Genomic DNA, 22,261 nt, shown 5'->3' with positions numbered 1-22,261 from the left:
CAACGGCAGCCGGGTCAGCCGGCTTCCGCGAGGGCGGCGCGCAGCACGCCCGCGCCGGCCGGGGCTTCCTGTTCCACGTTGGCGGGGTCGGCGGAGTAGATGACGCCGTAGGCGGGGGTGTCCGGCTGGAAGCGCCGACTGTCGGCGAGCGTGCCCGCGTCCACCGTGTCGTAGCCGATCCGGTCCAGAAACTCGGTCACGGTGGCCTTGGCCTCGGGGTCGTCACCGGCGATCGGCAGCGCGCTGCGGTCGGCGGTCTCGCCGGGCCGGGCCAGGGTGAGCAGGTGGGCGAAGAAGATGTTGTTGAACGCCTTCACCACGCGGGACTGCGGCAGGTGACGTTGCAGCAGCTCGCCGCTGGTGATGGTGCCCTCGTCCAACTCGGGGATCTGACCGTCCCGCTGCGAGTAGTAGTTGTTGGTATCGATGACGACCTTGCCGGCCAGCGGCTCGACCGGCACCGAGCGGTACGACTTGAGCGGAATGGTGACCACCACCAGGTCACCGGCGCGGGCCGCGGCGTCCGCGGTGCCGGCGCTCGCCTGCGGCCCCAATTCGTCGACCAGGTCGGTCAGGGTTTCCGGCCCGCGTGAGTTGCTCAACACCACGTCGTACCCGGCGTTCACGGCCAACCGCGCCACCGTCCCGCCGATATGCCCGCTGCCGATCAACCCCACCGTCGCCATACTGACCCCCTCCACCGACCCACCTCGCTCCGCCGTTCCACCCACCGGCTCGTCGATCATGCAGTTTTTGTCGGTCCAAAAGTGTGCGAAAGCCCAAAAAGGGCGACCACAAGGCTCTCCGGTCGGGTGTGAGGGGGTGGGTGGGGGTGCTGGCTGTTAGGCGGGGACGGTTTTGTCGATGGTGGTGCGGAGGGTGGGGTCGTCGGGGGTGACGGTGGGGGCGAAGCGGGCGGCGACGGTGCCGTCGGGAGCGACGAGGAACTTCTCGAAGTTCCAGCGGACGTCACCGGTGTGCCCGTCGGCGTCGGCGGTGTCCACCAGGGCCGCGTACAGCGGGTGGCGGTCGGGGCCGTTGACGTCGACCTTCTCCGTGATCGGGAACGTGACCCCGTAGTTGACCTGGCAGAACTCGCTGATCTCCGCCGCGCTGCCCGGCTCCTGACCGGCGAACTGGTTGCACGGCACGCCGAGCACGGTCAGCCCGCGGTCGGCGTACTCGTCCTGCAGGGCCTGCAGGCCCGCGTACTGCGGGGTGAGGCCGCAGCGGGAGGCGACGTTGACGATCAGCAGGGCGCGTCCACCGTACTGGGCCAGGTCGGCCGGGCCGCCGGCGAGCGCACCGATCGGAATGTCGAAGACGGTCATGCCCCGGAGGCTACCGCCGTACCGGTGCTCGCGGGCGCGGCGGGTGGGGTGTGGTTACCGAGTGGTATCCAGCCCTCGGCCGGCGGTGATGTCGATCTGGCTGTCCGGGGCAATCGATACATGGACATCTTGACGAAGTGGTGGCGTGTGAGTAGCGTCTCCTCATCCTTTTGGAAAGTTTCCTAACTGTTTGGAGACGCCACATGAAGAGATCGCTTCGCCGGGCCCTCTGGGTCGGCGCCGTGGTCGCGGTGACCGTCGCCACGGTCCCGATGGCCTCGGCGTTCGGCGCCGGAAGCGTGACCGCCTCGTTCACCCGGGTGTCGGACTGGGGAACGGGGCACGAAACGCGGGTCACCATCACCAACGGGTCGGACGCCAGCGTCAGCACCTGGCGCATCGAGTTCGAGCTGCCCTCGGGCACCAGCATCGGCAGCTCCTGGGACGCCGACGTCACCCGCAACGGCAACCGCTATGTGGCGGTCAAGAAGAGCTGGGCCGGTGCGCTGGCCCCGGGCGCCTCCTTCAGCTGGGGCTACAACGGCACCGGCGGGTACCGGGCGCCGCTGAACTGCACGATCAACGGCGCCTCGTGCGGCGGTGGCACGCCGCCGCCCACCACCGCACCGCCCACCACCACCCCACCCACGACCACGCCACCGACGACCACCCCGCCGACCACCACGCCCCCGACCACCACGCCCCCGAACCCGGGTGCGCAGAAGGTGGTCGGCTACTTCGCCCAGTGGGGCGTCTACGCTCGCAACTACCACGTGCGGAACATCCACACCAGCGGCTCGGCGTCGAAGCTGACCCATATCCTGTACGCCTTCGGTAACACCACCGGCGGCCGGTGCACCATCGGCGACAGCTACGCCGACTACGAGAAGGCGTACACCGCCGCGGACAGCGTGGACGGCGTCGCCGACACCTGGGACCAGCCGCTGCGCGGCAGCTTCAACCAGCTGCGCAAGCTCAAGAAGATGTACCCGCACCTCAAGGTGATCTGGTCGTTCGGTGGCTGGACCTGGTCCGGCGGCTTCACCCAGGCCGCACAGAACCCGACCGCCTTCGCCGAGAGCTGCTACAACCTGGTCGAGGACCCGCGCTGGGCGGACGTCTTCGACGGCATCGACATCGACTGGGAGTACCCCAACGCCTGCGGTCTGACCTGTGACGCCAGCGGCCCGAACGCGTTCAAGAACGTGGCCAGCGCGCTGCGTGCCCGGTTCGGCTCGAACAACCTGGTCACCGCCGCGATCACCGCCGACGGCAGCAACGGCGGCAAGATCGACGCGACCGACTACGCCGGTGCCGCCACGCACCTCAACTGGATCATGCCGATGACGTACGACTACTTCGGCGCCTTCGCCCCGCAGGGCCCCACCGCTCCGCACTCGCCGCTGTACTCGTACTCCGGCATTCCGCAGCAGGGCTTCTGGTCCGACGCGGCGATCCAGAAGCTCAAGAGCAAGGGCATCCCGGCCAACAAGCTGCTGCTCGGCATCGGCTTCTACGGCCGGGGCTGGACCGGGGTCACCCAGTCCACGCCGGGCGGCACCGCGACCGGGCCCGCGCCGGGCACCTACGAGCAGGGCATCGAGGACTACAAGGTGCTCAAGAACACCTGCCCGGCCACCGGCACCGTCGGCGGCACGGCCTACGCCAAGTGCGGCAGCAACTGGTGGAGCTACGACACCCCGTCGACCATCGGCGGCAAGATGACGTACGCCAGGAACCAGGGCCTCGGTGGCGCCTTCTTCTGGGAGCTCTCCGGTGACACCGGCAACGGTGAGCTGATCAGCGCCATCAAGGGCGGCCTCGGCTGAGCCGACGGTCGACGCACCACCCACACGACGGGGAGGGGCCCCGCACCGGCCCCTCCCCGTCCGGCGTGCCCGGGGTCGATCTCGATGCCCGGACGGCGGTGTGACAGACTCGCCGCTCGACCGTGTCTCGATGTCCGCCATCGAGGGAGGTGACGATGCGGGTCACGAACCGGCGTCCGGCGGGTACCGCCGCGCTGCTCGCCAGCCTGCCGTTCGCACTGGTCGGCTGTGGTTTCGTCGGCGGTGAGCCCGAGGCGGAGCAACCCGGACGGGCACCGGCCGAGGAGGCCGTGCTGAAGTCCCGCGAGCGGGTCCAGGCGTACCTGGACGCGATGGCTGCCAAGGACGTGGCGGCCGGTCGCAGCCAGCTCTGCGCGGTGCTGCACGAGGCGTTCGACGCCGCCGCCACCGAGCCGAACGGCGACTTCGCCGACCACTTCGAGGTGTCGAAGTCCGAGATCACCGACATCCGGCCCGGCCCGTCCGGGCAGGAGGTCAGCACCGCGGTCACGGTGACCGTCGGCAAGAAGAAGGCGACCCGTCCGCTGCTGTTCACCGTCACCCGCGACGGGCTCGACTGGTGCATCTCCGACGAGCGGCCCGGCGGGCACAGCCCCGCCCCGGCGCCCACGCCCTGACCTGCGCCACCGTCGAGGGTCGTCCATCTGCCGGAACCCGGCCCCTCGCCGGTCGCCCACCCGGCTGGTCGCCGTACGCTGAATACCATGCGCCATGAGTGGCATCAGTTGAGTCATCCCGCCGTGGGCAGCCCGGTGCTGCAGACCAGCCGCCCGACCGTCGACTCCGCCGAGGACGAGGCTTTCGGCCTGGACCGCTGGCGGGAGCTGCCGCGCGCCCAGACCCCACCCTGGCCCGACGCGGCCCAGGTCGCCGAGGTCTGCAAGGTGCTCGACACCGTGCCGTCGGTGGTCGCCCCGTACGAGGTCGATCAGTTGCGCCAGCGCCTGGCGCTGGTCTGCGAGGGCAAGGCGTTCCTGCTCCAGGGCGGTGACTGCGCGGAGACGTTCGCCGACAACACCGAGAGTCACCTGCTGGCCAACGCCCGCACCCTGTTGCAGATGGCGATCGTGCTGACCTACGGCGCGTCGTTGCCGGTGGTGAAGGTGGCCCGGGTGGCCGGGCAGTACACCAAGCCCCGGTCGCTGCCGACCGACGCCCGGGGCCTGCCGGCCTACCGCGGCGACATGATCAACTCACTGGAGACCACGCCGGAGGCGCGGGTCGCCGACCCGCAGCGCATGATCAGGGCGTACGCGAACTCGGCCGCCGCCATGAACATGTTGCGGGCCTACCTGGCCGGCGGGCTGGCCGACCTGCACGCGGTGCACGACTGGAACAAGGGCTTCGTGCGCAACTCGCCGGCCGGGGAGCGGTACGAGGCGATCGCCCGGGAGATCGACCGGGCCCTGGCGTTCATCCGCGCCTGCGGGATGACCGACGACGAGGCGTTGCGTACGGTCACCCTGTACTGCTCGCACGAGGCTCTCGCGCTGGAGTACGACCGGGCGTTGACCCGGGTCTCCGGCGGCCGGCCGTACGGGCTGTCCGGGCACTTCCTGTGGATCGGTGAGCGCACCCGGCAGATCGACGGCGCGCACATCGACTTCATCTCCCGCATCGCCAACCCGATCGGGGTCAAGCTCGGCCCGACCACCACTCCGGACGAGGCGATCGAGCTCTGCGAGAAGCTGAACCCGGACAACGTCCCCGGCCGGCTCACCCTGATCAGCCGGATGGGCAACCACAAGGTCCGGGACGCGCTGCCGCCGATCGTGGCCAAAGTGACCGCCGCCGGCGCCAAGGTGGTGTGGCAGTGCGACCCGATGCACGGCAACACCCACGAGTCGTCCAACGGCTACAAGACGCGTCACTTCGACCGGATCGTCGACGAGGTGCTGGGCTACTTCGAGGTGCACCGTGGCCTGGACACCCACCCGGGCGGCCTGCACGTCGAGCTGACCGGCGAGGACGTCACCGAGTGCCTCGGCGGTGCCCAGGGCATCGCCGACCTCGACCTGCCCGATCGCTACGAGACCGCCTGCGACCCCCGCCTGAACACCCAACAGTCACTGGAACTGGCCTTCCTCGTCGCGGAGATGCTCCGTGGCTGAGGTTGCGAGCCCCGCAGTCGGCGGCCGAAAGGACTACAGTGCCTGATCCGATCGACCTGCGTTCGGACACGGTGACCCGGCCCACCGCCGCGATGCGGCAGGCGATGGCCGGTGCCGAGGTGGGTGACGACGTCTACGGCGAGGACCGGACGGTCAACGCCCTGGAGGCCGAGGTCGCCGCGTCGTTCGGGCACGAGGCGGCGTTGTTCTGCCCGACCGGGTCGATGGCCAACCAGATCGCGCTGCAACTGCTGGTGCCGCCCGGCGCGGAGCTGCTCTGCGACGCCGACGCGCACGTGGTCACGTACGAGATGGGGGCGGCCGCCGCGTACGGTGGCGTCACCTCGCGGACCTGGCCCCCGGTGGGCGCCGGGCTCGACGCGGACGTGGTGGCCGCCATGGTGCGTCCGGACGGCTACTGGGCGGTGCCCACCCGCGCGATCGCGGTGGAGCAGACCCACAACCGTGGCGGCGGCGGGGTGATTCCGCTCGACACGCTGCGTGAGCTGCGCCGAATCGCCGACGCCGGGCAGGTGGCGCTGCACTGCGACGGTGCCCGGATCTGGCACGCCCACGTCGCCGACGGCGTGCCGCTGACCACCTACGGCGCGTTGTTCGACACCCTGTCGGTCTGCCTGTCCAAGGGGCTCGGCGCACCGGTGGGTTCACTTGTCGTCGGCTCCGCCGACCGGATCGAGCGGGGCCGGTTGATCCGCAAGCGGATGGGCGGTGGGATGCGCCAGGCCGGCATCCTGGCCGCCGCCGGCCGGTATGCGCTGGCCCACCACATCGACCGGCTGGCGGACGACCACGCGAAGGCGGCCCGGCTGGCGGAGGCGATCGCCCCGTTCGGGGTGCTGGCCGCCACGGTACGCACCAACATCGTCCCGCTGGACCTGACCAAGGCTCCGCTGGACGCACCCACGCTGGCCGCCGCCGCCCGCGCCGAAGGCGTACTGATCTCGGTGCTCGGCCCCCACACGGCCCGCCTGGTCACCCACCTCGACGTCACCGACACCCAGATCGACCAGGCCGCCACCACCCTCACCCAAATCCTCCGCCACTAACCGGCACCCCCCACCCTGCCCTGTTGATCATGAGGTTAACGGCGATCTCGATCTCCGCGAGTGCCGCTAACCTCATGATCAACAGGACGATGGGTGGGGAGGAGGCGGCGGAGGGTGGTGATGTCGGTGGCGTGGCCCTCGTGGCGTTCGGTGGGGGTCTCGACGAGGATCGGGACGCCGGCGGTGGCGGGGTGACGCATCAGCTCGGCGAAGGCGGGTTCGCCGATCATGCCCTTGCCGATGTTCTCGTGTCGGTCCCGGGTGGAACCGCACAGGTCCTTGGAGTCGTTCGCGTGCACCAGCCGGAGCCGGTCCGCCCCGACGGCGGTCACCAGGGCATCCAGCGTCGCGGTCATGCCGCCCTCGGCGGCCAGGTCGTGCCCGGCGGCCCAGGCGTGGCAGGTGTCGAAGCAGACCCCGAGCTGCGGATGCCGATCCACCGCGTCGAGGTACGGCCCGAGCTGCTCCACCCGGCAGGCCAGTGACCGGCCGCCGCCGGCGCTCGGCTCCACCAGCAGCATCGGGCCGCCCGCGTCGGCGATCGAGTCGAGCAGCGGCAGCAGCGACTCGCGTACCTGCCGCATGGCCGCGTCGGCGTGCCCGGCGTCCACCGCGCTGCCGGCGTGGAAGACCACCCCCCGTGCGCCGATGGCGGCACCTCGGCGTAGCGCGTGCGCCAGGCTCCGGGTCGACCGCTCGACCGTTGCCGCGGTCGGTGAGCCGAGATTGACCAGCAACGAGGCGTGGATGTAGACGGCGACGCCGCGCTCGGCGCAGCCGTCGCGGAACAGCGCGTCCTGCGTCGGATCGCCGGCCGGCATCGCCCAGCCCCGGGAGTTGCCGACATAGACCTGCGCCACCTCGGAGCCGGCCGCGTCGACGTACGGCAGTGCCGCCCTGGCCAGCCCACCCGAGGTGGGCGTGTGCGAACCGATCGGCCGGTGCCCGGGGTCCGGCGCCGGCATCAGAAGCACCCGATGGTGATCTGGGTGCCCGGGGCGACCTGGGCGTTCTCGTTCGGGTTCTGGAACCGGGTGACGGCGTTCGGGTTGAACTGCACCGCCACCGGGAAGCCCTGGCTCTCCAGCACCTGCTTGGCCTGCTGGCAGGGCAGGTCGACGACGCGCGGCACGGTCACCAGCGGGGGCCCCTCGCTGACCTCCAGCCGGATCTGGGCACCCTTCTCCACGCCACCGCCGGCGGCCGGGCTCTGGCCGATCACCTCGTCACGCGGCTTGTCGGACTCCTTGCGCGTCGGCTCCACCAGCACCAGGCCGAGCTGCGCGATCTGGTTACGGGCGTCGTTGAGGTTCTTGCCCACCAGGTTCGGCACGGTGATCGGGGCCCGGCCCTTACTGAGGATCAGGGTGATCTCGTCGCCCGGCTTGACCTCCTCGCCCGCCTTCGGGTCGGTGGCCACCACGATGCCCTCGGGCAGGCTGTCGTCGTACCGGGCGGTGCCCTTGACCACCTCGAGCTGGGCGCTGACCAGGTCGGCCTCGGCCAGGTCGAACTCCTTGCCGACCACGTCCGGCAACTCGAAGCGTTCCGGACCGAGCGACAGGGTGAGGGTGATGGTGCCGCCCTTGAGGATCCGGGCGGACGAGGCGGGATCCTGTCCCAGCACCCCGTCGCGGGGGATCTGGTCGTCGTAGCGCGGGTCGGCGTAGACCACCTCGAAGCCGGCCTGGGAGGCCTGTGCCTCCGCCTCCGCCTTGCTCATGCTGACCAGCTGCGGCGCGGTGGTGTACCGGCCGACGCCGAACCACCAGCCGCCGAGCGCGGCCACCAACCCGAGCACCACGACCACGGCCGCCACGCCGAGACGTCCGCCGCCCTGACCGGTCAGCCGGGCGCCGACCCCGGCCAGTCGGGCCCACAGATCGTCGTCGCCGCCCGGCGTCGCCCGGCGTCGACCGCGCGCGGGTGGGCCGCCTTCCGGCAGGCGGGCCCAGGTCGGTCGCTCGGGCGGACGTACCGGCGCGACCATCATCGTCGGTTGCGACATCGCCGGGCCCTCGGTCACCGGGGCGATCCGGGCGGTGTGGCTGTTCGGGCTGCCGAGCCCGTCCCGGGCCACCTGCACCTCGGCCAGCAGCGTGCCGGCGTCACCCGGGCGGGCCGCCGGATCGCGACGGGTGGCGCGGGCGACCAGATCGTCGAGCACCCTCGGCAGGCTGGGCACCAGCGTCGACGGTGCGGGAACGTCGCGGTCGACATGCTGCCAGGCGATGTCGATCGGCCGGTCGCCGTCGTACGGCACCCGACCGGTGAGCATCTCGAACAACACGATGCCCGTCGAATAGACGTCGGTGCGGGCGTCGGCCCGGCCGTCGGTGACCAGTTCCGGAGCGACGTACGCCACGGTGGCCATCAGCTGGTTTCCGCTGTCGTGGTCGGTGCTCGCCTCGACGGCCCGGGCCAGCCCGAAGTCGGTCACCTTGACCACACTGTCGACGAGGTTGGCCGGGCCGCCGCTGGGCGCCTCGGCGACCAGCACGTTCTCCGGTTTCACGTCGCGGTGCACCAGGCCGGCCCGGTGGGCGGCGCCGATCGCCGCGAGCATCTGCTCGGTGATGGCCAGCGCCTCGTCCGGGTTCAACCGGCGCCGCTCGGCCAGCACCTCGCGCAGGGTACGGCCGCGGACGTACTCCATGACCAGGTACGGTCGCCCGGCGTGGGTGCCCTGGTCGTAGACCGCCACCACGTTCGGGTGGGTGAGCCGGGCGATCGTCTTCGCCTCGTCGGTGAACCGGTCGACGAAGCTGGGCCGACCCGACTGCCCCGGGGATCCCTGGGTGGCATGAATGATCTTGACTGCGACGGTGCGCTCGAGGCGCTCGTCGGTGGCGGTGTACACGGTCGCCATGCCGCCGCGGGCCACGCGACCGCGAATGCGGTAGCGCCCGTCGATCAGCGAGCCCAGCAACGTGTCGGCGACCTGTGTGTCCATCGGCAGGCAGTCTATGTGTCGGAGGGACGAAGGTTGAACCGGATGCTACCGGCAGCCACCCCCGGGCGGGTCCGACGCGCGCGCAGGGTGATGGTTGCCCCAGCTCAGGGTGGTCGCCGGGAGGTCCTTGACCGGGTACGGGGGTGGCGTGGCAGGGTGTTGCGCGTGACCGAATCCGTACCCACCGAGGGCGGCGTGCCCCTGGCCGGTCCCGCCGACCCGGCGGGCTGGCTGACCCTGCCGGACGTCGCCGAGCGGCTCGACCTGTCGATCAGCAAGGTTCACCAGATGATCCGGGACCGGGAACTGATCGCGGTGCGCCGTGACGGTGTCCGCCGGATCCCGGCCGACCTGGTGGCGAACCGTACCGTGCTCAAACACCTGCCCGGTGTGCTCACCCTGCTGGCCGACGCCGGCTACGACGACGAGGCCGCGCTGCGCTGGCTCTACCAGCCCGACGGCACGTTGGCCGGTGGCACCCCCGCGACCGCACTCGGCGGTGACCAGGCCCGTGAGGTCAAGCGCCGGGCTCAGGCCCTGGGCTTCTGACGGACCGGACGCCAGGCCGGTGCGCGGACCGCGGGCCCGGGAGCGCTGAGCCGCCCGAGCGGGTCAGTCGGCGCGGCGGGTGGCGGCGATGGCCAGGTCCACCAGGGCCTGCCGGGCCTCGGTGTCCAGGTCGACGGCGGTGAGCGCGGCGAGCGCCGCGTCGGTGAGCGTGACGATGCGCTGCTCGGTACGGGCCAGCGCGCCGGTGTCGACGATCAGTTCCCGCAGCCGGGCCACCCCGGTGGCGTCCAACTCCTCGTCGCCGAGGCCACCGAGCAGCAGCGTGCGGCCGGCGTCGTCGGCCACCTCCAGGGCCGCCGCCACCAGGTAGGTCCGCTTGCCCTCGCGCAGGTCGTCGCCGGCCGGCTTGCCGGTCTGCGCCGGGTCACCGAAGACACCCAGCACGTCGTCGCGCAGTTGAAAAGCCTCACCCAACGGCATGCCGTAGGCCGAGTAGGCGATGCGTACGTCGGCGGGGGCGTCGGCCAGCGCCGCGCCGATCAGCAGTGGCCGTTCCACGGTGTACTTGGCCGACTTGTACCTGGCCACCTTGCCGGCCCGCGCCAGCGAGGTGTCGCCGGTGGCCTGGGTCAGCACGTCGAGGTACTGCCCGATGGTGACCTCGGTGCGCATCTCGTCGAAGTCCGGTCGGGCCCGGGCCACCGTCCGGGGGTCGAGTCCGGCGGAGTGCAGCAGTTCGTCGGACCAGACCAGGCACAGGTCGCCGAGCAGGATCGCCGCGGCGTCGCCGAAGCCGTCCGGGTCGCCACCCCAGCCGGCGTGGCGGTGCCGGGTGGCGAACCGCCGGTGCACGGCGGGCTCACCGCGTCGGGTGTCCGAGCGGTCCATCAGGTCGTCGTGGATCAGGGCGCTGGCCTGCACGAACTCGAGCGCGGCGAGGGCGGTCACCACCGCGTCGGTGTCCACTCCGCCGGCACCCCGGTAACCCCAGTAGGCGAAGGCCGGTCTCAGCCGCTTGCCGCCACCCAGCACGAACGCCTCGATCGCCTCGGCGACCGGCACCAGGGCGTCGTCGACATCGGTCATCCAGGCGCGACGCCCGGCGAGGAAGTCCGACAACGCCTTGTCGACCCGCTGGCGCAGGCTGGCACGGTCAACGGGAGAGACGGGAGCAGCATGGGTCACGTCCCGACGCTAGTGGGTCGAGGTACGCCGCGACGACCCACCCGTCCTCCGGCGCGTCGTGTTCGTCGCTGGTCGCGGCCCGGCCGGTCCGCGGCCGCGCCGTGCCGGGCGTGCCGACCCGCCGGGCCCGGGCGCGCCGCCCGGCACCCCGAGGATCCGGACCAGCCAGCCGCGCCAGAAGCGTCCCGGCACGCGTACCCCTCGCTCCCAGCGGGAGATCTCGTGCCGGCTGAGCGTGCACACTCCGGCGGCGGCGCAGAGTTCGGCGGCGAGCCGGGACTGGCTCCATCCTCGGTCGAGCCGTAACCGGGCCACCAGCGGGCCGAGGGCGGTCGGGGCGGGCCGGGCGGGGGTGGGCGGGGACATTGATCCTCCGGCGGGTCGGCGGGGCGACGGCCCGACCACCACCCGATCGGGGCGGTGCCGGTACGCGTCGTCTGCTGCTGACCCCCGCGCGGCCCCCGGTGGGATCCACCACACCCGCGCAGGTCGGAAGGCTAGTCCGGCGGTGCGACAGTTTCCGCGGGCCGGCCGCCCGGGGCATGCCCGCACCCGCCTCGGCCGAGCGTCCCCGACGCCGGGGGCAACGCCGGCCGACTGCGGCATGTCGGCCTCGCCCACGCTTACGCGACGCCGCCATCTCCGACGCTGGGAAGCCGGTAGGTATGTCCGGCCCGGCCCGCTACAGTCGGTGCGTGGCGCTCGGTCTTCCCTCCGTCCTCCCGAATTCGCAACCGGCGATCGGCGAGCTGGTCCGCGACTGCCAGCCGACCTTCTCCTTCGAGTTCATGCCCCCGAAGACGGAGCAGGGCGAGCGACAGTTGTGGCAGGCCATCCGCGAGCTGGAGCCGTTGCGCCCCTCGTTCGTCTCGATCACCTACGGTGCCGGCGGCTCGACCCGGGACACCACGGTCGCGGTCACCGAACGAATCGCCACCGAGACCACGCTGCTGCCGATGGCCCACCTGACCGCGGTCAACCACTCCGTCGCCGAGTTGCGGCACGTGATCGGCCGGCTGGCCGGCGTCGGGGTGCGCAACGTGCTGGTGGTACGCGGCGACCCGCCGGGCGACCCCACCGGCGAATGGATCCCGCACCCCGACGGTGTGCACTACGCCGAGGATCTCGTCCGCCTGGTCCGGCACTCCGGCGACTTCAGCGTCGGCGTCGCCGCCTTCCCCTACCGGCATCCGCGCTCGCCGGACGTCGACACCGACACCGAGTACTTCATCCGTAAGTGCCGGGCCGGCGCGGACTTCGCGATCACCCAGATGTTCTTCGACGCCGACGAATACCTTCGGCTGCGTGACCGGGTGGCCGCCGCCGGGTGTGACACCCCGATCCTGGCCGGGGTGATGCCGGTGACCCGGATCGGCACCATCGAGCGTTCCGTGCAACTGTCCGGGGCGCCCTTCCCGCCTGCGCTCGCCGCGCGGTTCGAGCGGGTCGCCGACGATCCGGAAGCGGTCCGCCGGCTCGGCATCGAGCAGACCAGCGAGATGTGTCGCCGGCTGCTCGACGAGGGAGTCCCGGGGATCCACTTCATCACCTTCAACCGGTCCACCGCGACCCGGGAGATATGGCAGAACCTGCGGGTGGGCGCCGCGACGTGACACCCGGCGCGCGACACCTCGGCGCTGTCGCGACGGTTGAACCGTGGTGGGCAGACAGCTGAACTGGAACGAGTACGCCACGGCGTGGGCCCGGCTGCACGGCGGCTTCGATCCCCGGGCCGCCACTCCGGTGGTGCGTGGCTGGCTGCGCTTCTCCTACCACGTGGGGTTCCTGCTGGGCCGGCTACGGGTCGGCCCGACCGCGGTCACGGTGGTCGGGGTGCTGCTCTGCCTCTGCGTACCGCTGCTCGCGGTCCGGCCCGGTGACGGGCCGTTCCTGGGGGCGCTGTTCGTGCTGCTCGCCTCGGTCGCCGACAGCGTCGATGGTGCGGTCGCCGTGGCCACCGGCCGCACCACCCGGCTCGGCTACGTCTACGACTCGCTGGCCGACCGGATCGGCGAGGCCGCGTGGCTGGTGGCGTTCTGGCTGGTCGGCGCGCCGGGAGCGCTGGTCGCCGCGGGCGGTGCGCTGTCCTGGCTGCACGAGTACGTCCGGGCCCGCGCGGTCGCCGCCGGCATGCGGGAGATCGGCGCGGTGACCGTGGGGGAGCGGCCCACCCGGGTCTGCGTGGCCGTGGCGGGGCTGCTGCTGGCCGGCCTGAGCGGGCTGGTCGAGGTGGACCTGGCCGCCGGCACCATCACGATGGCGACCGCGGTCTGGGTGCTGCTCGCCGCCTTCGGGCTGGGACAGCTGCTCGCCGCGGTGCGCCGGGCACTTATCGACGCCGGCTGAGCTACCAGGCGGGGCCGATCGCGTCGGCGACGACCTGCGCGGACAGGGTCACCATCGGCAGGCCACCGCCGGGATGGCTGGAGCCGCCGACCAGCCACAGGCCCCGGGCCGGTCCCCGGTTGGCCGGCCGGAGCAGGCCACCGGCGGTGCCGTAGATGGTGCCGCCCGGTGCGCCGGTGGCGGCGGCCAGATCGGCGGGGGTACGCACGTCGCGGAACACCAGCCGGTCGCGTACGTCCACGCCGCGTTCGGCGAGCGCGTCCAGGATCCGATCGGCGTACGCCTCGGCCAGCCCCGGCCGGCGCCAGTCGACCGCGCCCGGTGCGGTGCCCTGACGGGCGGCGTTGACCAGCACGAACCATGCCTCGTGCCCGGCCGGACGGACGGCCGGATCGTTCGCCACGGTGACGAAGACCGTCGGGTCGACGGCCGGGCGGGCCCGTACCCCCCGGCCGGGGGCACCGAAGACCGCGTCGAACTCGGCGTCGTAGTCGGTGGGGAAGAAGACGTTGTGGTGGGCCAGCCCGGAGTCGCCACGTACGCCGAGCAGCAGCACGAACCCGGCCAGGCTGCGGTCGGTGAGCCCGGCCAGCCGACGCGCGTCGGGCAACAGGTCGCGGTAGACGCTGAGCGCATCGACGTTGGCCACCACCACGTCGGCCGGGATCGGAACTGCCGAACCGGCGACGCGTACCCCGTGCACCCGGCCGCCCACCGCGTCGATCCGGGTGACCGGGGTGCCGGTGCGCACCGCCACCCCCAGGTCCAGGCAGCGGGACAGCAGCGCGTCGGCGAGGGTGCCCAGGCCGCCGCGCAGATACCAGCCGCCGAAGGCCAACTCGGCGTAGGGGACCGCGACCAGTGCCGCGGGTGCCCGGCGCGGGTCGGCGCCGGTGTAGGTGGCGTACCGGTCCAGCAGCATCCGCAGTCGCGGGTCGGAGATCAGGCTGCGACCCAGCCCGCGCAGGCTCTGGCCGGGCCGGATCGCGGCCAGGTCGCCCAGCCGCCAGGCCAGCCGGGCCAGGTCGCGGGGGGAGTCGACGCGGCGGCGCAGGATGTCGCGTTCGGAGGCCCGCCACACCCGGGCGGCGCGCCGCCACAACCGTTGCCAGTCGGCGGCGGCCCGGTCGCCGAGGGCCGCGCCGATCCGGGCGGTGAACTCGTCCGGGTCGGCGCAGGAGTCGAGCACCGGGCCGCCACCGGGAAAGACGTGCCGCACGATCGGGTCCAGCGGCACCAGGTCGAGGTACTCGTCGAGTTTCGCCCCGGTCGCCTCGAACAGCTCCTGGAAGACCTCGGGCAGGGTCAACAGGCTGGGGCCGGTGTCGAAGTGGAACGCGCCCTCGGGGGTGTCCCGGCGGTGCCGGCCGAGTTTGCCGCCCACCTCCTCGGCGCGTTCGAGAACGGTCACCTGGTGCCCGGTGACGGCCAGCCGAGCCGCGGTGGCCAACCCACCCACCCCGGCACCGATCACCACGATCCGCGCCATGCCGCGTCCCTCCCGGGCCCTATCCGACCGGACGGCCACGCCAGGACAGGCGGCGCCGCTTGCGCAGATGGTACGACCGCAGGGTCAGCCAACCGAGGACCGCGACCGACACGGGGTGGCCCAGCGCGTCGGGCCAGGCCCGGCCGCCGGTGGCCCGGGCGCTGACCACCCGCCCGGCCACCCCCGCCAGGTACGCGCCGACGGCGACCCCGGCCACCGTCGGCGCGCCGGCGAGCAGCGCCGCGCCGGCCACCAGCGGTGGTGCGGCGTAGAGCGCCAGCAGCACGGTCAGCACCACGGCCGCGGCGCCCGGGTGCCCGAACGAGGCCCACAGCGACTTGGTGTAGCCGTCGCGCAGCTGCGGCCAGTCCTCGTACATCCGGCAGCTGGCCAGCCGGGAGCCGTCAGCGAGGGCGATCCGGCCGCCGGCCCGCTTCACCGCCCGGGCCAGCTCGATGTCCTCCAGCACCTGGTCGGCGACGGCCGCGTGCCCACCGGCCCGCAGGTAACCGGCCCGGTCCACGACCAGGAACTGCCCGCCGGCCGCGGCCAGCGACGGCCGTGGCGAACGCTCCATCGCCCGCAGCGGCAGGAAGGTCAACCACAGCCACTGCAGCAGCGGCTGCACCAGCCGGTCGGCCGTCGTCCGCACCACGATCCGTGGGTACGGCGACAGCAGCGTCGCCCCGGCGGCGCGCAGCTCGGTGACCGCCGCCGCCACGGCGTACGGTTCGAGCACCACGTCGGCGTCCACGAAGACCAGGGCGGTGGCCGGCTCCTCGACGCGGGTGGCCAGCTGCCAGCAGGCGTGCGGCTTGCCCAGCCAGCCCGGTGGGGGGTCCACCCCGGTCAGCAGGGTGACCCGGGGGTCGTCGGCGACCACCGCGCGGACCACCTCGGCGGTGCCGTCGCCCGAGCCGTCGTCGAGCACCACGACACGCAGCCCGGGCACTCCCCGCTGGGCGAGCAGGGCACGCAGGCACGGGGTCACCCGGTCGGCCTCGTCGCGCAGCGGCAGCAGCACCGCCACCGGCTCGGTGACCTGCACCGGCCGGTCGGTCGGCCGGCGCAGCCAGCGGCCGGCGTTGACCACGGTGTGCGCGGTCAGCACGGTGACGCCGAGCAACAGGACCAGCGCGGCGGTCATGCCGCCACGTCGACCGGGGAGCGTGGCGAACCGGTGTCCCGGTCTCGGATCCGTCGGGCCCGCAGCAGGGTGACGGCCAGCGGTACGGCGACCACCGCCATGCCGACCGCACCCCACACCGCCGAGGCGGGCAGGTCGAGGAAGACGGCGTGGGCGAGCACACTGGAGCCGTACGTCCACAGGTAGAGCGCGTACATCGGCTGGTCGCCGGCGCCGGTGGTGGCCACGGTGGGCCCGGCGAGCGGACGCAGCGCGGTCATCATCAGCACCGCGAACAGCAGCCAGCCCAGGTAGTTGCTGATCGGGATGCCGGGCAGCCCGGGCAGGGCCGGCGTGGCGTCCCGCCACACCCAGTGCCCCTCGGCCACCATCTGCGGATCGAGGAAGAGGTCCCAGGTGGCCAACCCGACGGTGGCCAACGCGATCCGGCCCGGCCAGCGCCACCGACCGGGTGCCCCGCCGGTGAGCCGGGTGGCCGCCAACCAGGCCGGCCAGGCCATCCAGGTCCAGGCCAGCGGGATGATCAGCGGTACGCCGGCCAGCATCGGGCCGAGCTGGCCGGAGTAGTCGTAGCTGCCGAACGGGAAGCCGGTGGCCACGCCGAGCGCCTCGATGGCGAAGCCGCCGCCGGTGGCCACCGTGACCAGCGCCGCCGCGGTCCGTGGCCCCCGGGTGGCCAGGGCGTGCCCCACCGAGAGCAGGTAGCCGAGCACGACCGTGGCCACGGTCAGCCGGGCCCGGGTGACCCCGCCGGTCAGCGGGTAGCAGATCTGCGCCAGGACCAGCAGGGCCAACAGCGTCCAGGCGTAGCCACGGCCCGGCGAGCGTGCGGTCATGAGCGGGCCGGTGGTGGGGTCGGCGCCGACGGCGGTGTCGGTCCCGGCACGGGCAGCGGCAGGTCCCGGCCGAGCACCCCGAACGGGCGCTCGTCGCCGGGGAAGCGGAAGTCGCGCAGCACGTCGACGAAACCGAAGCGGCGGTACAGCCGCCAGGCGCGCGAGGTCTGTTCGTCGGCCTCCGGAGTGGACAACAGGGTGGTGGCGTTCTCGGCCATGGTGAGCAGGGCGCGCAGTTGCCCGGCGCCCAGCCCGTGCCCCTGGGCCGGTGGTCGCACGTGCAGCTCGACCACCTCGAAGCAGTCGGCCAGCCAGCGCCGCCGGGTGGGTTGGTCCAGTGCCCGCCAGACCTGGTCGTGCCACCACTGACCGGCGGCGCCGACGTAGCCGTACCCGAATCCGGCCAGCTGACCGGAGCTGGTGAGGCTGGCCACGGCGCGGAAGCCGGGTCGACGTACGTGGGTGGCGATGTAGCCGCGGCGGGCCTCCAGCAGGTCGGCGCGGTAACCCATCGCCTCGCCGTAGACGGCCACCACGTCGTCCAGCCGCCGGAGGAGATCGTCCGGCGTCCACCGCACCAACCTCATGCCCGTTCACCCTTCGCCGGGTCACCGTCGTCGGTGACCCACCCCAGTACCGTCCGGTCGCCGACCACGTCCCGCACCTCGAATCGGGCGAAGAGTTCCTCCGCGTACCACCGCTGGGTCTCCGTCCGGGTGATCGCGGCCCGGTGCTGCGGGTGACGGTACGCGAACGCCACGAGATCCGCCGCGTCACGCCACACGCTCACCGTGCCCTGCCAGCCCAGGGGCGCCTCGCCGACGCCGAAGCGGGCCAGCAGCCCCGGCGCGGCGTGCAGGGCGGCGGCCACCGGCGGGACCGCCCGCCAGAAGGTGACTGCCCGGGTCGGGCGCAGCCGGGCCCGGGTCAGCGCCAGCACCGGGCCGGTTACCCGGCCACCGGCGGGCGCCCCGAACGGCCGCCGGCCGGACCACTCACCCCGGCTGGTCAGTGGCCGCAGGTCGAGCCGGACGCCCGCGCGGGCGAGACCGGACCAGGCCCGCGCCACCGGCGAGTCGGCGAACCGGGCGGCCGCGCCGGGGGAGTCCCAGACCGTCAGCGCCGCCCACCGGGTCAGATCCGCGTCGCCGGGCCCGAAGCCGGTGCCGGTCCCGGTGCCGAGCAGCTTGCCGAACCGGACGCCGGGCAGGGCCCGCAGCCGGCGCGGATCGACCGCCATCCGGGTCAGCGCCCGGCCCACGGCGGTCGGCGCGATCCGCCACACGTGCAGGGTGACCAGCTCGGGGACCTTCTCCGACCCGTTCACGCCACGTCGGTCGGGGTCCCGCCGGTGACCCGGAGCAGTTCGGCGTACGTGGTGGGGAAGACCGCCTGGGGTACGCCGCCGGCGGCCCAGATCTCGTCGTACTTGTCCAGGGCGGTGTCGACGAGCGTGCGCAGCGGCTGCGGGTGACCCACCGGGGCGACCCCGCCGATCACCTGTCCGGTGTGCTCCTTGACGAACTGCGGGGTGGCCCGGCGCAGCCGGGTGACGGCGAGCCGGGCGGCCAGACCGGCGGTGTCCACCCGGTGCGCGCCGGAGGTGAGCACCAGCAGCGGGGTGCCGTCGGCGTCGAAGACGAGCGAGTTGGCGATGGCGCCGACGTCGACACCGAGCGCCTCGGCGGCGGCCGCGGCGGTGTGCACGGCGTCGGGCAGCAGGCGGACCGTGGCGGGCGCGTCGGAGCCGTTCCGGGCGTTCGCGGCGTCGAGAGCGCCCTGCACCGCCCGGACGTTCGGGTGTGACTGCATGCCGCCATTCTTCCCGGTACGCCGACCGCCCGCGCCATCGGCCACGTCGCCCGGGGAGTCGGCGCGCAGCGACCGGCGCAGCGGCACGGGTTGCCGCATGTCGCGGTATCCGGGCCGGTTGAAGCCGCGAGTTGCGGCATCTCGCGGGACGCTGCTGATCCGATCGACGTTGTCGGCGCGTCACACGTTGCGTTTTCGTCGGGGGGAGGGTGTACTGTCAGCAGTAGTTAGAACGAGTGTTCGATTGCCTCGAACGTTCGTTCCAACCCCTCTCGGGGGCGGGTGTTTCGCGGCACCGGCCTCCGACCGGTGCGGTGCCGCGGACCGCACCAGGGCCCCGGGCAGTCGCGAGTCCGGGCCCGTCAGGCAGGACCGTCGTCCGCCGCCCAACGACCCCCGGGCGGCGGACGACGGACCCGCCGGTACGCCGGCCGGGTGTGGTGTGGGGAAGCTCCGCACCCGGCCGGCCACCCACCTGGTGCGTCTTCCTCCGCACCGACCGCCGCGGGCCACCGCGTCGACGGATCCGACCCGTCGTGCACCTGCCCGCCCCGGCTCATCTGGAGGAGACCATGCCGACCAGTCCGGCTCAGGCACCGACGGTGCCCGCGAACGTGCTGCCGCACCGTACTCCCGTCCAGTTGCTCGCGGTGGCCCGGCAGGGGCTCGCCGAGGCCGCCCGGACCGGCCCCGACGGACTCCGGTACGCCGCCGCCCATCTCGCGGCCCTGCGCGCCGCCGCGGCGGTGCTCGCCGCCCGCGCCCGTCCCGCACCCACCCGGCGCCACCGGATCACCAGCGTCTGGGTCCTGCTCGCCAACGTCGCCCCCGAGCTCGACGAGTGGGCCGGCTACTTCGCCCTCGGTGCCGGCAAACGGGCCGCCGCCGAGGCCGGCATACCCCGGGTGGTGACCGCCCGGGAGGCCGACGACCTGCTCCGCGCCGCCGAGGAGTTCGTGACGGTGGTGGAGGCGGCACTCGGCCTGGCACACCAGCCGGCGATCGACGGTCTCGTCGCCTGAGCCGCGGCGTCCGGCCGCCTCGGCGGGACCCAGGGTGGCCGGACGCCGCCCCACCACACGCGTTCTTCTGATCCACGACAGCACCATCCACGGGCCGGATGTCCGTGGCGACGACGGGGGAGGTCCGATGGCGGGCCGCATGGTGGTCGGTTCCGCCGCGCTGGCCGGGCTGGTCCGCCCGGCCAGCGCACCCGACCCGGCGGGTGGGCACCGGGTGCTGCCCGTGCGGCCCGAGCTGACCGGGTTGCTGCCCAACCGGGGGCTGCGGCGCGGCAGCACCGTCGCGGTCGGCGGTGGACCGGCCCGACCCGGCGGCACCACCTCGCTGTTGCTCGCGCTGCTCGCCGAGGCGTCCCGTGCCGGATCCTGGTGTGCCGTGGTCGGGATGCCGACCCTCGGGGCCGGGGCGGCGGCCGAGGCCGGCATCGTCCTGGACCGGCTGGCCCTGGTGCCGCAGCCCGGTCCGGAGTGGCCCACCGTCGTCGCCGCGCTCATCGACGGGGTCGACGTGGTGGTCACCGCGGTCCCGTCCACCGTCCCCGCCTCCGTCGCCGACCGGTTGGCCGCGCGGGCCCGGCAACGCGGCAGCGTGCTGGTGCCGTACGGCCGGTGGGACGGCGCGGACGTGACGCTCCAGGTGGTCCGGGGGATCTGGCAGGGGCTCGGGCCGGGGCGGGGACGGTTGCGCCGCCGGGAGGTGACCATCTCGGCTCGCGGGCGGGGCGCCGCCGCCCGGCCCCGGGAGGTCAAGGTCTGGCTGCCCGGTGACGAGCTGACCCGGGTCATCCCCGGCCCGGCCACCGTCGCTCGGCCGGGTGCCACGCGCCTGCGGGTGGTGGCGGGTCGTGGGTGAACCGGTCCGGACACTGCTGCTGTGGTGCCCGGACTGGCCGGTACTCGCCGCCGAGATCGTCGACGGGGTGCCCGCCACCGGGCCGGTCGCGGTGCTGCACGCCAACCGGGTGATCGCCTGCTCCGAACGGGCCCGCGCCGAGGGGGTACGCCGAGGGCTGCGTCGGCGGGAGGCGCAGGGACGCTGTTCCGGGCTCACCGTCGTCGACCACGATCCGGGGCGGGACGCGCGGGCGTTCGAGCCGGTGGTGGCCGCGGTCGAGGAGGTGGCGGTCGGAGTCGAGGTGATCCGTCCGGGGGCCTGCGCGCTGGCCGCCCGGGGGCCGAGCCGCTATCTGGGTGGTGAGGAGGCGGCCGCTGAGCGGATCGTCGAGCACGTCGCCCTCAGTTGTGCGGTGGAGAGTCAGATCGGTGTCGCCGCCGGGGTCTTCGCCGCCGGACTGGCCGCCCGCGAGGGGCGGATCGTCCCGCCCGGCGGGACATCGGAGTTCCTGGCCGGTCAGCCCGTCGAGGCGCTCGGCCGCCCCGCGCTGGCCGACCTGCTGCGCCGGCTGGGGGTACGCACGCTGGGCGACTTCGCCGCGCTGCCGGCCGGCGACGTACTGGCCCGGTTCGGGTTCGACGGGGCGCTGGCCCACCGGCTGGCCGCCGGACGGGACGACCGGCCGCTCGCGGTCCGGCGCCCGCCGGCCGATCTGACGGTCACCGCCGACCTGGACGAGCCGATCGACCGGATCGACGTGGCGGCGTTCGCGGCCCGGACGCTGGCCGAGCAACTGCACGAACGGCTCGCCGGGCACGGACTGGCCTGCACCCGCCTGGGCATCGAGGCGGTCACCGCACACGGCCAGGAACTGCACCGGGTCTGGCGGCACGACGGGCTGCTCACCGCGGCGGCGATCGCCGACCGGGTCCGCTGGCAACTGGACGGCTGGCTCTCCGGTGCCCGGCGCGGCGGTGACCGGCCGGCCCGTCCCACCGCCGGAATCATCCGGCTGCGGCTGCTGCCGGACGGGGTGCTGGCCCAGGCCGGTCTGCAACCCGGGCTGTGGGGAGAGACCGGCGCGGAACGCGAGCGGGCGCACCGCGCGCTGAGTCGGGTGCAGGGCCTGCTCGGTCCCGAGGCGGTGGTCACCGCGGTGCTCGGCGGCGGGCGATCCCCGGCCGACCAGACCCGGCTGGTGCCCTGGGGCGACGAGCGCCGGCCCGCCCGCCCCGGTGGCGGGCCGGTGGCCTCCGGCGGTGGACCGGCCCGTGCCGGTGGGCGGCGGGTGAACACCGGGCCGGCCGTACCGTCCTGGCCGGGGCGGCTGCCGCCGCCCTCGCCGGCCGTGGTGCTGCCCGTCCCGCTCGCCGCGAGCGTGCTCGACGCCACCGGCGCGCCGGTGGTGGTGAGCGCGCGGCTGGCGGTCAGCGCGCCACCGGCCCGGCTGAGCATCGGCCCGGTGTCACCGCAGGCCACCAGCCCCGATCCCACCCCGGGTGCCGCCGCTTCCACCTCCGCCGCTTCGGCCACCGTCCTTCGCGGTGGGCCGGTCTCGTCGGTCGAGATCGTCGGCTGGGCCGGTCCGTGGCCGGTCGACGAGCGGTGGTGGGCACCGGCCGAGGCCCGCCGCCGAGCCCGGTTCCAGGTCCGCCTCGCCGACGGCAGCGCCCTGCTGCTCGCCGTCGAGTCCGGCCAGTGGCTGGTGGAGGCGATCTATGACTGATGTGAATCTTGGTACGAAACAGCCCTCCAGAGGGTCTTTTC

Annotated in this window: 21 protein-coding genes and 1 pseudogene; 10 read left to right on the top strand and 12 right to left on the bottom strand. The window is 73.6% G+C overall.

The window, feature by feature from the left end:
- Positions 1–14 precede the first annotated feature (14 nt).
- Together O7605_RS01280 and O7605_RS01275 are read right to left on the bottom strand one after the other, a co-directional pair.
- Positions 15–686 carry an NADPH-dependent F420 reductase gene (locus O7605_RS01280; RefSeq protein ID WP_269738663.1) on the bottom strand — a complete coding sequence of 224 codons (672 nt, stop codon included), beginning with the start codon at positions 684–686 and terminating at the stop codon, positions 15–17.
- 156 nt (positions 687–842) lie between these two features.
- Positions 843–1,331 carry a glutathione peroxidase gene (locus tag O7605_RS01275; protein ID WP_269737511.1) on the bottom strand — a complete coding sequence of 163 codons (489 nt, stop codon included), beginning with the start codon at positions 1,329–1,331 and terminating at the stop codon, positions 843–845.
- A 203-nt stretch (positions 1,332–1,534) separates the two neighbouring features.
- On the opposite strand from O7605_RS01275, the gene O7605_RS01270 reads away from it, so the two are divergent.
- From O7605_RS01270 to O7605_RS01255, 4 genes are all read left to right on the top strand, one after another.
- Entirely contained in the window at positions 1,535–3,160 is a 1,626-nt protein-coding gene (locus O7605_RS01270) for a glycosyl hydrolase family 18 protein (RefSeq protein ID WP_269737510.1), read from the top strand.
- Positions 3,161–3,315: 155 nt separating this feature from the next.
- Positions 3,316–3,798, top strand: a complete 483-nt coding sequence (locus tag O7605_RS01265) for a hypothetical protein (protein WP_269737509.1) — start codon at positions 3,316–3,318, stop codon at positions 3,796–3,798.
- Positions 3,799–3,885: 87 nt separating this feature from the next.
- Positions 3,886–5,292 (top strand): class II 3-deoxy-7-phosphoheptulonate synthase, encoded by a 1,407-nt coding sequence (locus tag O7605_RS01260; RefSeq protein ID WP_269737508.1) that lies wholly within the window; start codon positions 3,886–3,888, stop codon positions 5,290–5,292.
- A gap of 38 nt (positions 5,293–5,330) precedes the next feature.
- Positions 5,331–6,359: a threonine aldolase family protein gene (locus tag O7605_RS01255; RefSeq protein ID WP_269737507.1), complete on the top strand. Its 1,029-nt coding sequence runs from the start codon at positions 5,331–5,333 to the stop codon at positions 6,357–6,359.
- A gap of 101 nt (positions 6,360–6,460) precedes the next feature.
- Here O7605_RS01255 and O7605_RS01250 read toward each other — a convergent pair.
- Positions 6,461–7,324, bottom strand: a pseudogene (locus tag O7605_RS01250) (deoxyribonuclease IV); the annotation flags it as partial.
- A complete protein-coding gene (gene pknB / locus O7605_RS01245; RefSeq protein WP_269737506.1) occupies positions 7,324–9,312 on the bottom strand; it encodes a Stk1 family PASTA domain-containing Ser/Thr kinase in 1,989 nt (662 codons plus the stop codon). The gene pknB and the pseudogene O7605_RS01250, both read right to left, overlap by 1 nt.
- 165 nt (positions 9,313–9,477) lie before the next feature.
- Here pknB and O7605_RS01240 point away from each other — a divergent pair, with 165 nt between their 5' ends.
- Positions 9,478–9,861, top strand: coding sequence for an Rv2175c family DNA-binding protein (locus O7605_RS01240; RefSeq protein ID WP_269737505.1), 384 nt, complete (start codon positions 9,478–9,480; stop codon positions 9,859–9,861).
- Between the two features lie 63 nt (positions 9,862–9,924).
- Here O7605_RS01240 and O7605_RS01235 read toward each other — a convergent pair whose 3' ends face one another.
- Both O7605_RS01235 and O7605_RS01230 read right to left on the bottom strand, forming a co-directional pair.
- Positions 9,925–11,007: a polyprenyl synthetase family protein gene (locus tag O7605_RS01235; protein ID WP_269737504.1), complete on the bottom strand. Its 1,083-nt coding sequence runs from the start codon at positions 11,005–11,007 to the stop codon at positions 9,925–9,927.
- 9 nt (positions 11,008–11,016) lie between these two features.
- On the bottom strand, positions 11,017–11,373 hold the full coding sequence (locus tag O7605_RS01230; RefSeq protein WP_269737503.1) for a helix-turn-helix domain-containing protein: 357 nt from the start codon (positions 11,371–11,373) through the stop codon (positions 11,017–11,019).
- Positions 11,374–11,702: 329 nt separating this feature from the next.
- Here O7605_RS01230 and metF point away from each other — a divergent pair, with 329 nt between their 5' ends.
- Both metF and O7605_RS01220 read left to right on the top strand, forming a co-directional pair.
- Positions 11,703–12,620, top strand: coding sequence for a methylenetetrahydrofolate reductase [NAD(P)H] (gene metF, locus O7605_RS01225; protein WP_269737502.1), 918 nt, complete (start codon positions 11,703–11,705; stop codon positions 12,618–12,620).
- Positions 12,621–12,663: 43 nt separating this feature from the next.
- Positions 12,664–13,353 (top strand): CDP-alcohol phosphatidyltransferase family protein, encoded by a 690-nt coding sequence (locus O7605_RS01220; RefSeq protein ID WP_269737501.1) that lies wholly within the window; start codon positions 12,664–12,666, stop codon positions 13,351–13,353.
- 1 nt (position 13,354) lies between these two features.
- Here the strand turns inward: O7605_RS01220 and O7605_RS01215 are convergent, their stop codons facing one another.
- Genes O7605_RS01215 through O7605_RS01190 form a run of 6 tightly spaced genes read right to left on the bottom strand, consistent with a single transcriptional unit; the run spans position 13,355 to position 18,637 of the window.
- Positions 13,355–14,842: a phytoene desaturase family protein gene (locus tag O7605_RS01215; protein ID WP_269737500.1), complete on the bottom strand. Its 1,488-nt coding sequence runs from the start codon at positions 14,840–14,842 to the stop codon at positions 13,355–13,357.
- Between the two features lie 19 nt (positions 14,843–14,861).
- A complete protein-coding gene (locus O7605_RS01210; protein WP_269737499.1) occupies positions 14,862–15,989 on the bottom strand; it encodes a glycosyltransferase in 1,128 nt (375 codons plus the stop codon).
- Positions 15,986–16,825 carry a carotenoid biosynthesis protein gene (locus O7605_RS01205; protein ID WP_269737498.1) on the bottom strand — a complete coding sequence of 280 codons (840 nt, stop codon included), beginning with the start codon at positions 16,823–16,825 and terminating at the stop codon, positions 15,986–15,988. The genes O7605_RS01210 and O7605_RS01205 overlap by 4 nt, the downstream gene beginning before the upstream one ends.
- Positions 16,822–17,412, bottom strand: a complete 591-nt coding sequence (locus O7605_RS01200; protein ID WP_269737497.1) for a GNAT family N-acetyltransferase — start codon at positions 17,410–17,412, stop codon at positions 16,822–16,824. The genes O7605_RS01205 and O7605_RS01200 overlap by 4 nt, the downstream gene beginning before the upstream one ends.
- Complete coding sequence (locus O7605_RS01195; RefSeq protein WP_269737496.1) at positions 17,409–18,152, bottom strand: monooxygenase; 744 nt, start codon at positions 18,150–18,152, stop codon at positions 17,409–17,411. Before O7605_RS01195 ends, O7605_RS01200 begins: the two co-directional genes overlap by 4 nt.
- Complete coding sequence (locus O7605_RS01190) at positions 18,149–18,637, bottom strand: YbaK/EbsC family protein (RefSeq protein WP_269738662.1); 489 nt, start codon at positions 18,635–18,637, stop codon at positions 18,149–18,151. Before O7605_RS01190 ends, O7605_RS01195 begins: the two co-directional genes overlap by 4 nt.
- 572 nt (positions 18,638–19,209) lie before the next feature.
- Between O7605_RS01190 and O7605_RS01185 the strand changes: the two genes are divergently transcribed.
- The 3 genes from O7605_RS01185 (at position 19,210) to O7605_RS01175 (ending at position 22,220) form a co-directional block, all read left to right on the top strand.
- Positions 19,210–19,659, top strand: a complete 450-nt coding sequence (locus O7605_RS01185; RefSeq protein ID WP_164449204.1) for an SAV_6107 family HEPN domain-containing protein — start codon at positions 19,210–19,212, stop codon at positions 19,657–19,659.
- Positions 19,660–19,786: 127 nt separating this feature from the next.
- Positions 19,787–20,512, top strand: a complete 726-nt coding sequence (locus tag O7605_RS01180) for a hypothetical protein (RefSeq protein WP_269737495.1) — start codon at positions 19,787–19,789, stop codon at positions 20,510–20,512.
- Positions 20,505–22,220: a DNA polymerase Y family protein gene (locus O7605_RS01175; protein ID WP_269737494.1), complete on the top strand. Its 1,716-nt coding sequence runs from the start codon at positions 20,505–20,507 to the stop codon at positions 22,218–22,220. Before O7605_RS01180 ends, O7605_RS01175 begins: the two co-directional genes overlap by 8 nt.
- Positions 22,221–22,261: the final 41 nt, after the last annotated feature.

The sequence above is a fragment of the Verrucosispora sp. WMMA2121 genome, assembly GCF_027460185.1.
GTDB classification, from domain to species: Bacteria; Actinomycetota; Actinomycetes; order Mycobacteriales; family Micromonosporaceae; genus Micromonospora; species Micromonospora palythoicola.
The sequence above is the reverse complement of the archived record's forward strand: the minus strand, read 5'-3'. Positions and strand labels throughout refer to the sequence as shown.

What these genes read in the sequence shown, in the direction of transcription:
- O7605_RS01185 (WP_164449204.1), top strand. Translation starts at nt 19,210, where the DNA reads ATGCCGACCAGTCCGGCTCAGGCACCGACGGTGCCCGCGAACGTGCTG.
- O7605_RS01270 (WP_269737510.1), top strand. Translation starts at nt 1,535, where the DNA reads ATGAAGAGATCGCTTCGCCGGGCCCTCTGGGTCGGCGCCGTGGTCGCG.
- O7605_RS01200 (WP_269737497.1), bottom strand. Translation starts at nt 17,412, where the DNA reads ATGAGGTTGGTGCGGTGGACGCCGGACGATCTCCTCCGGCGGCTGGAC.
- O7605_RS01180 (WP_269737495.1), top strand. Translation starts at nt 19,787, where the DNA reads ATGGCGGGCCGCATGGTGGTCGGTTCCGCCGCGCTGGCCGGGCTGGTC.
- O7605_RS01275 (WP_269737511.1), bottom strand. Translation starts at nt 1,331, where the DNA reads ATGACCGTCTTCGACATTCCGATCGGTGCGCTCGCCGGCGGCCCGGCC.
- pknB (WP_269737506.1), bottom strand. Translation starts at nt 9,312, where the DNA reads ATGGACACACAGGTCGCCGACACGTTGCTGGGCTCGCTGATCGACGGG.
- O7605_RS01210 (WP_269737499.1), bottom strand. Translation starts at nt 15,989, where the DNA reads ATGACCGCCGCGCTGGTCCTGTTGCTCGGCGTCACCGTGCTGACCGCG.
- O7605_RS01230 (WP_269737503.1), bottom strand. Translation starts at nt 11,373, where the DNA reads ATGTCCCCGCCCACCCCCGCCCGGCCCGCCCCGACCGCCCTCGGCCCG.
- O7605_RS01280 (WP_269738663.1), bottom strand. Translation starts at nt 686, where the DNA reads ATGGCGACGGTGGGGTTGATCGGCAGCGGGCATATCGGCGGGACGGTG.
- O7605_RS01190 (WP_269738662.1), bottom strand. Translation starts at nt 18,637, where the DNA reads ATGCAGTCACACCCGAACGTCCGGGCGGTGCAGGGCGCTCTCGACGCC.
- O7605_RS01265 (WP_269737509.1), top strand. Translation starts at nt 3,316, where the DNA reads ATGCGGGTCACGAACCGGCGTCCGGCGGGTACCGCCGCGCTGCTCGCC.
- O7605_RS01215 (WP_269737500.1), bottom strand. Translation starts at nt 14,842, where the DNA reads ATGGCGCGGATCGTGGTGATCGGTGCCGGGGTGGGTGGGTTGGCCACC.
- O7605_RS01260 (WP_269737508.1), top strand. Translation starts at nt 3,886, where the DNA reads ATGCGCCATGAGTGGCATCAGTTGAGTCATCCCGCCGTGGGCAGCCCG.
- O7605_RS01205 (WP_269737498.1), bottom strand. Translation starts at nt 16,825, where the DNA reads ATGACCGCACGCTCGCCGGGCCGTGGCTACGCCTGGACGCTGTTGGCC.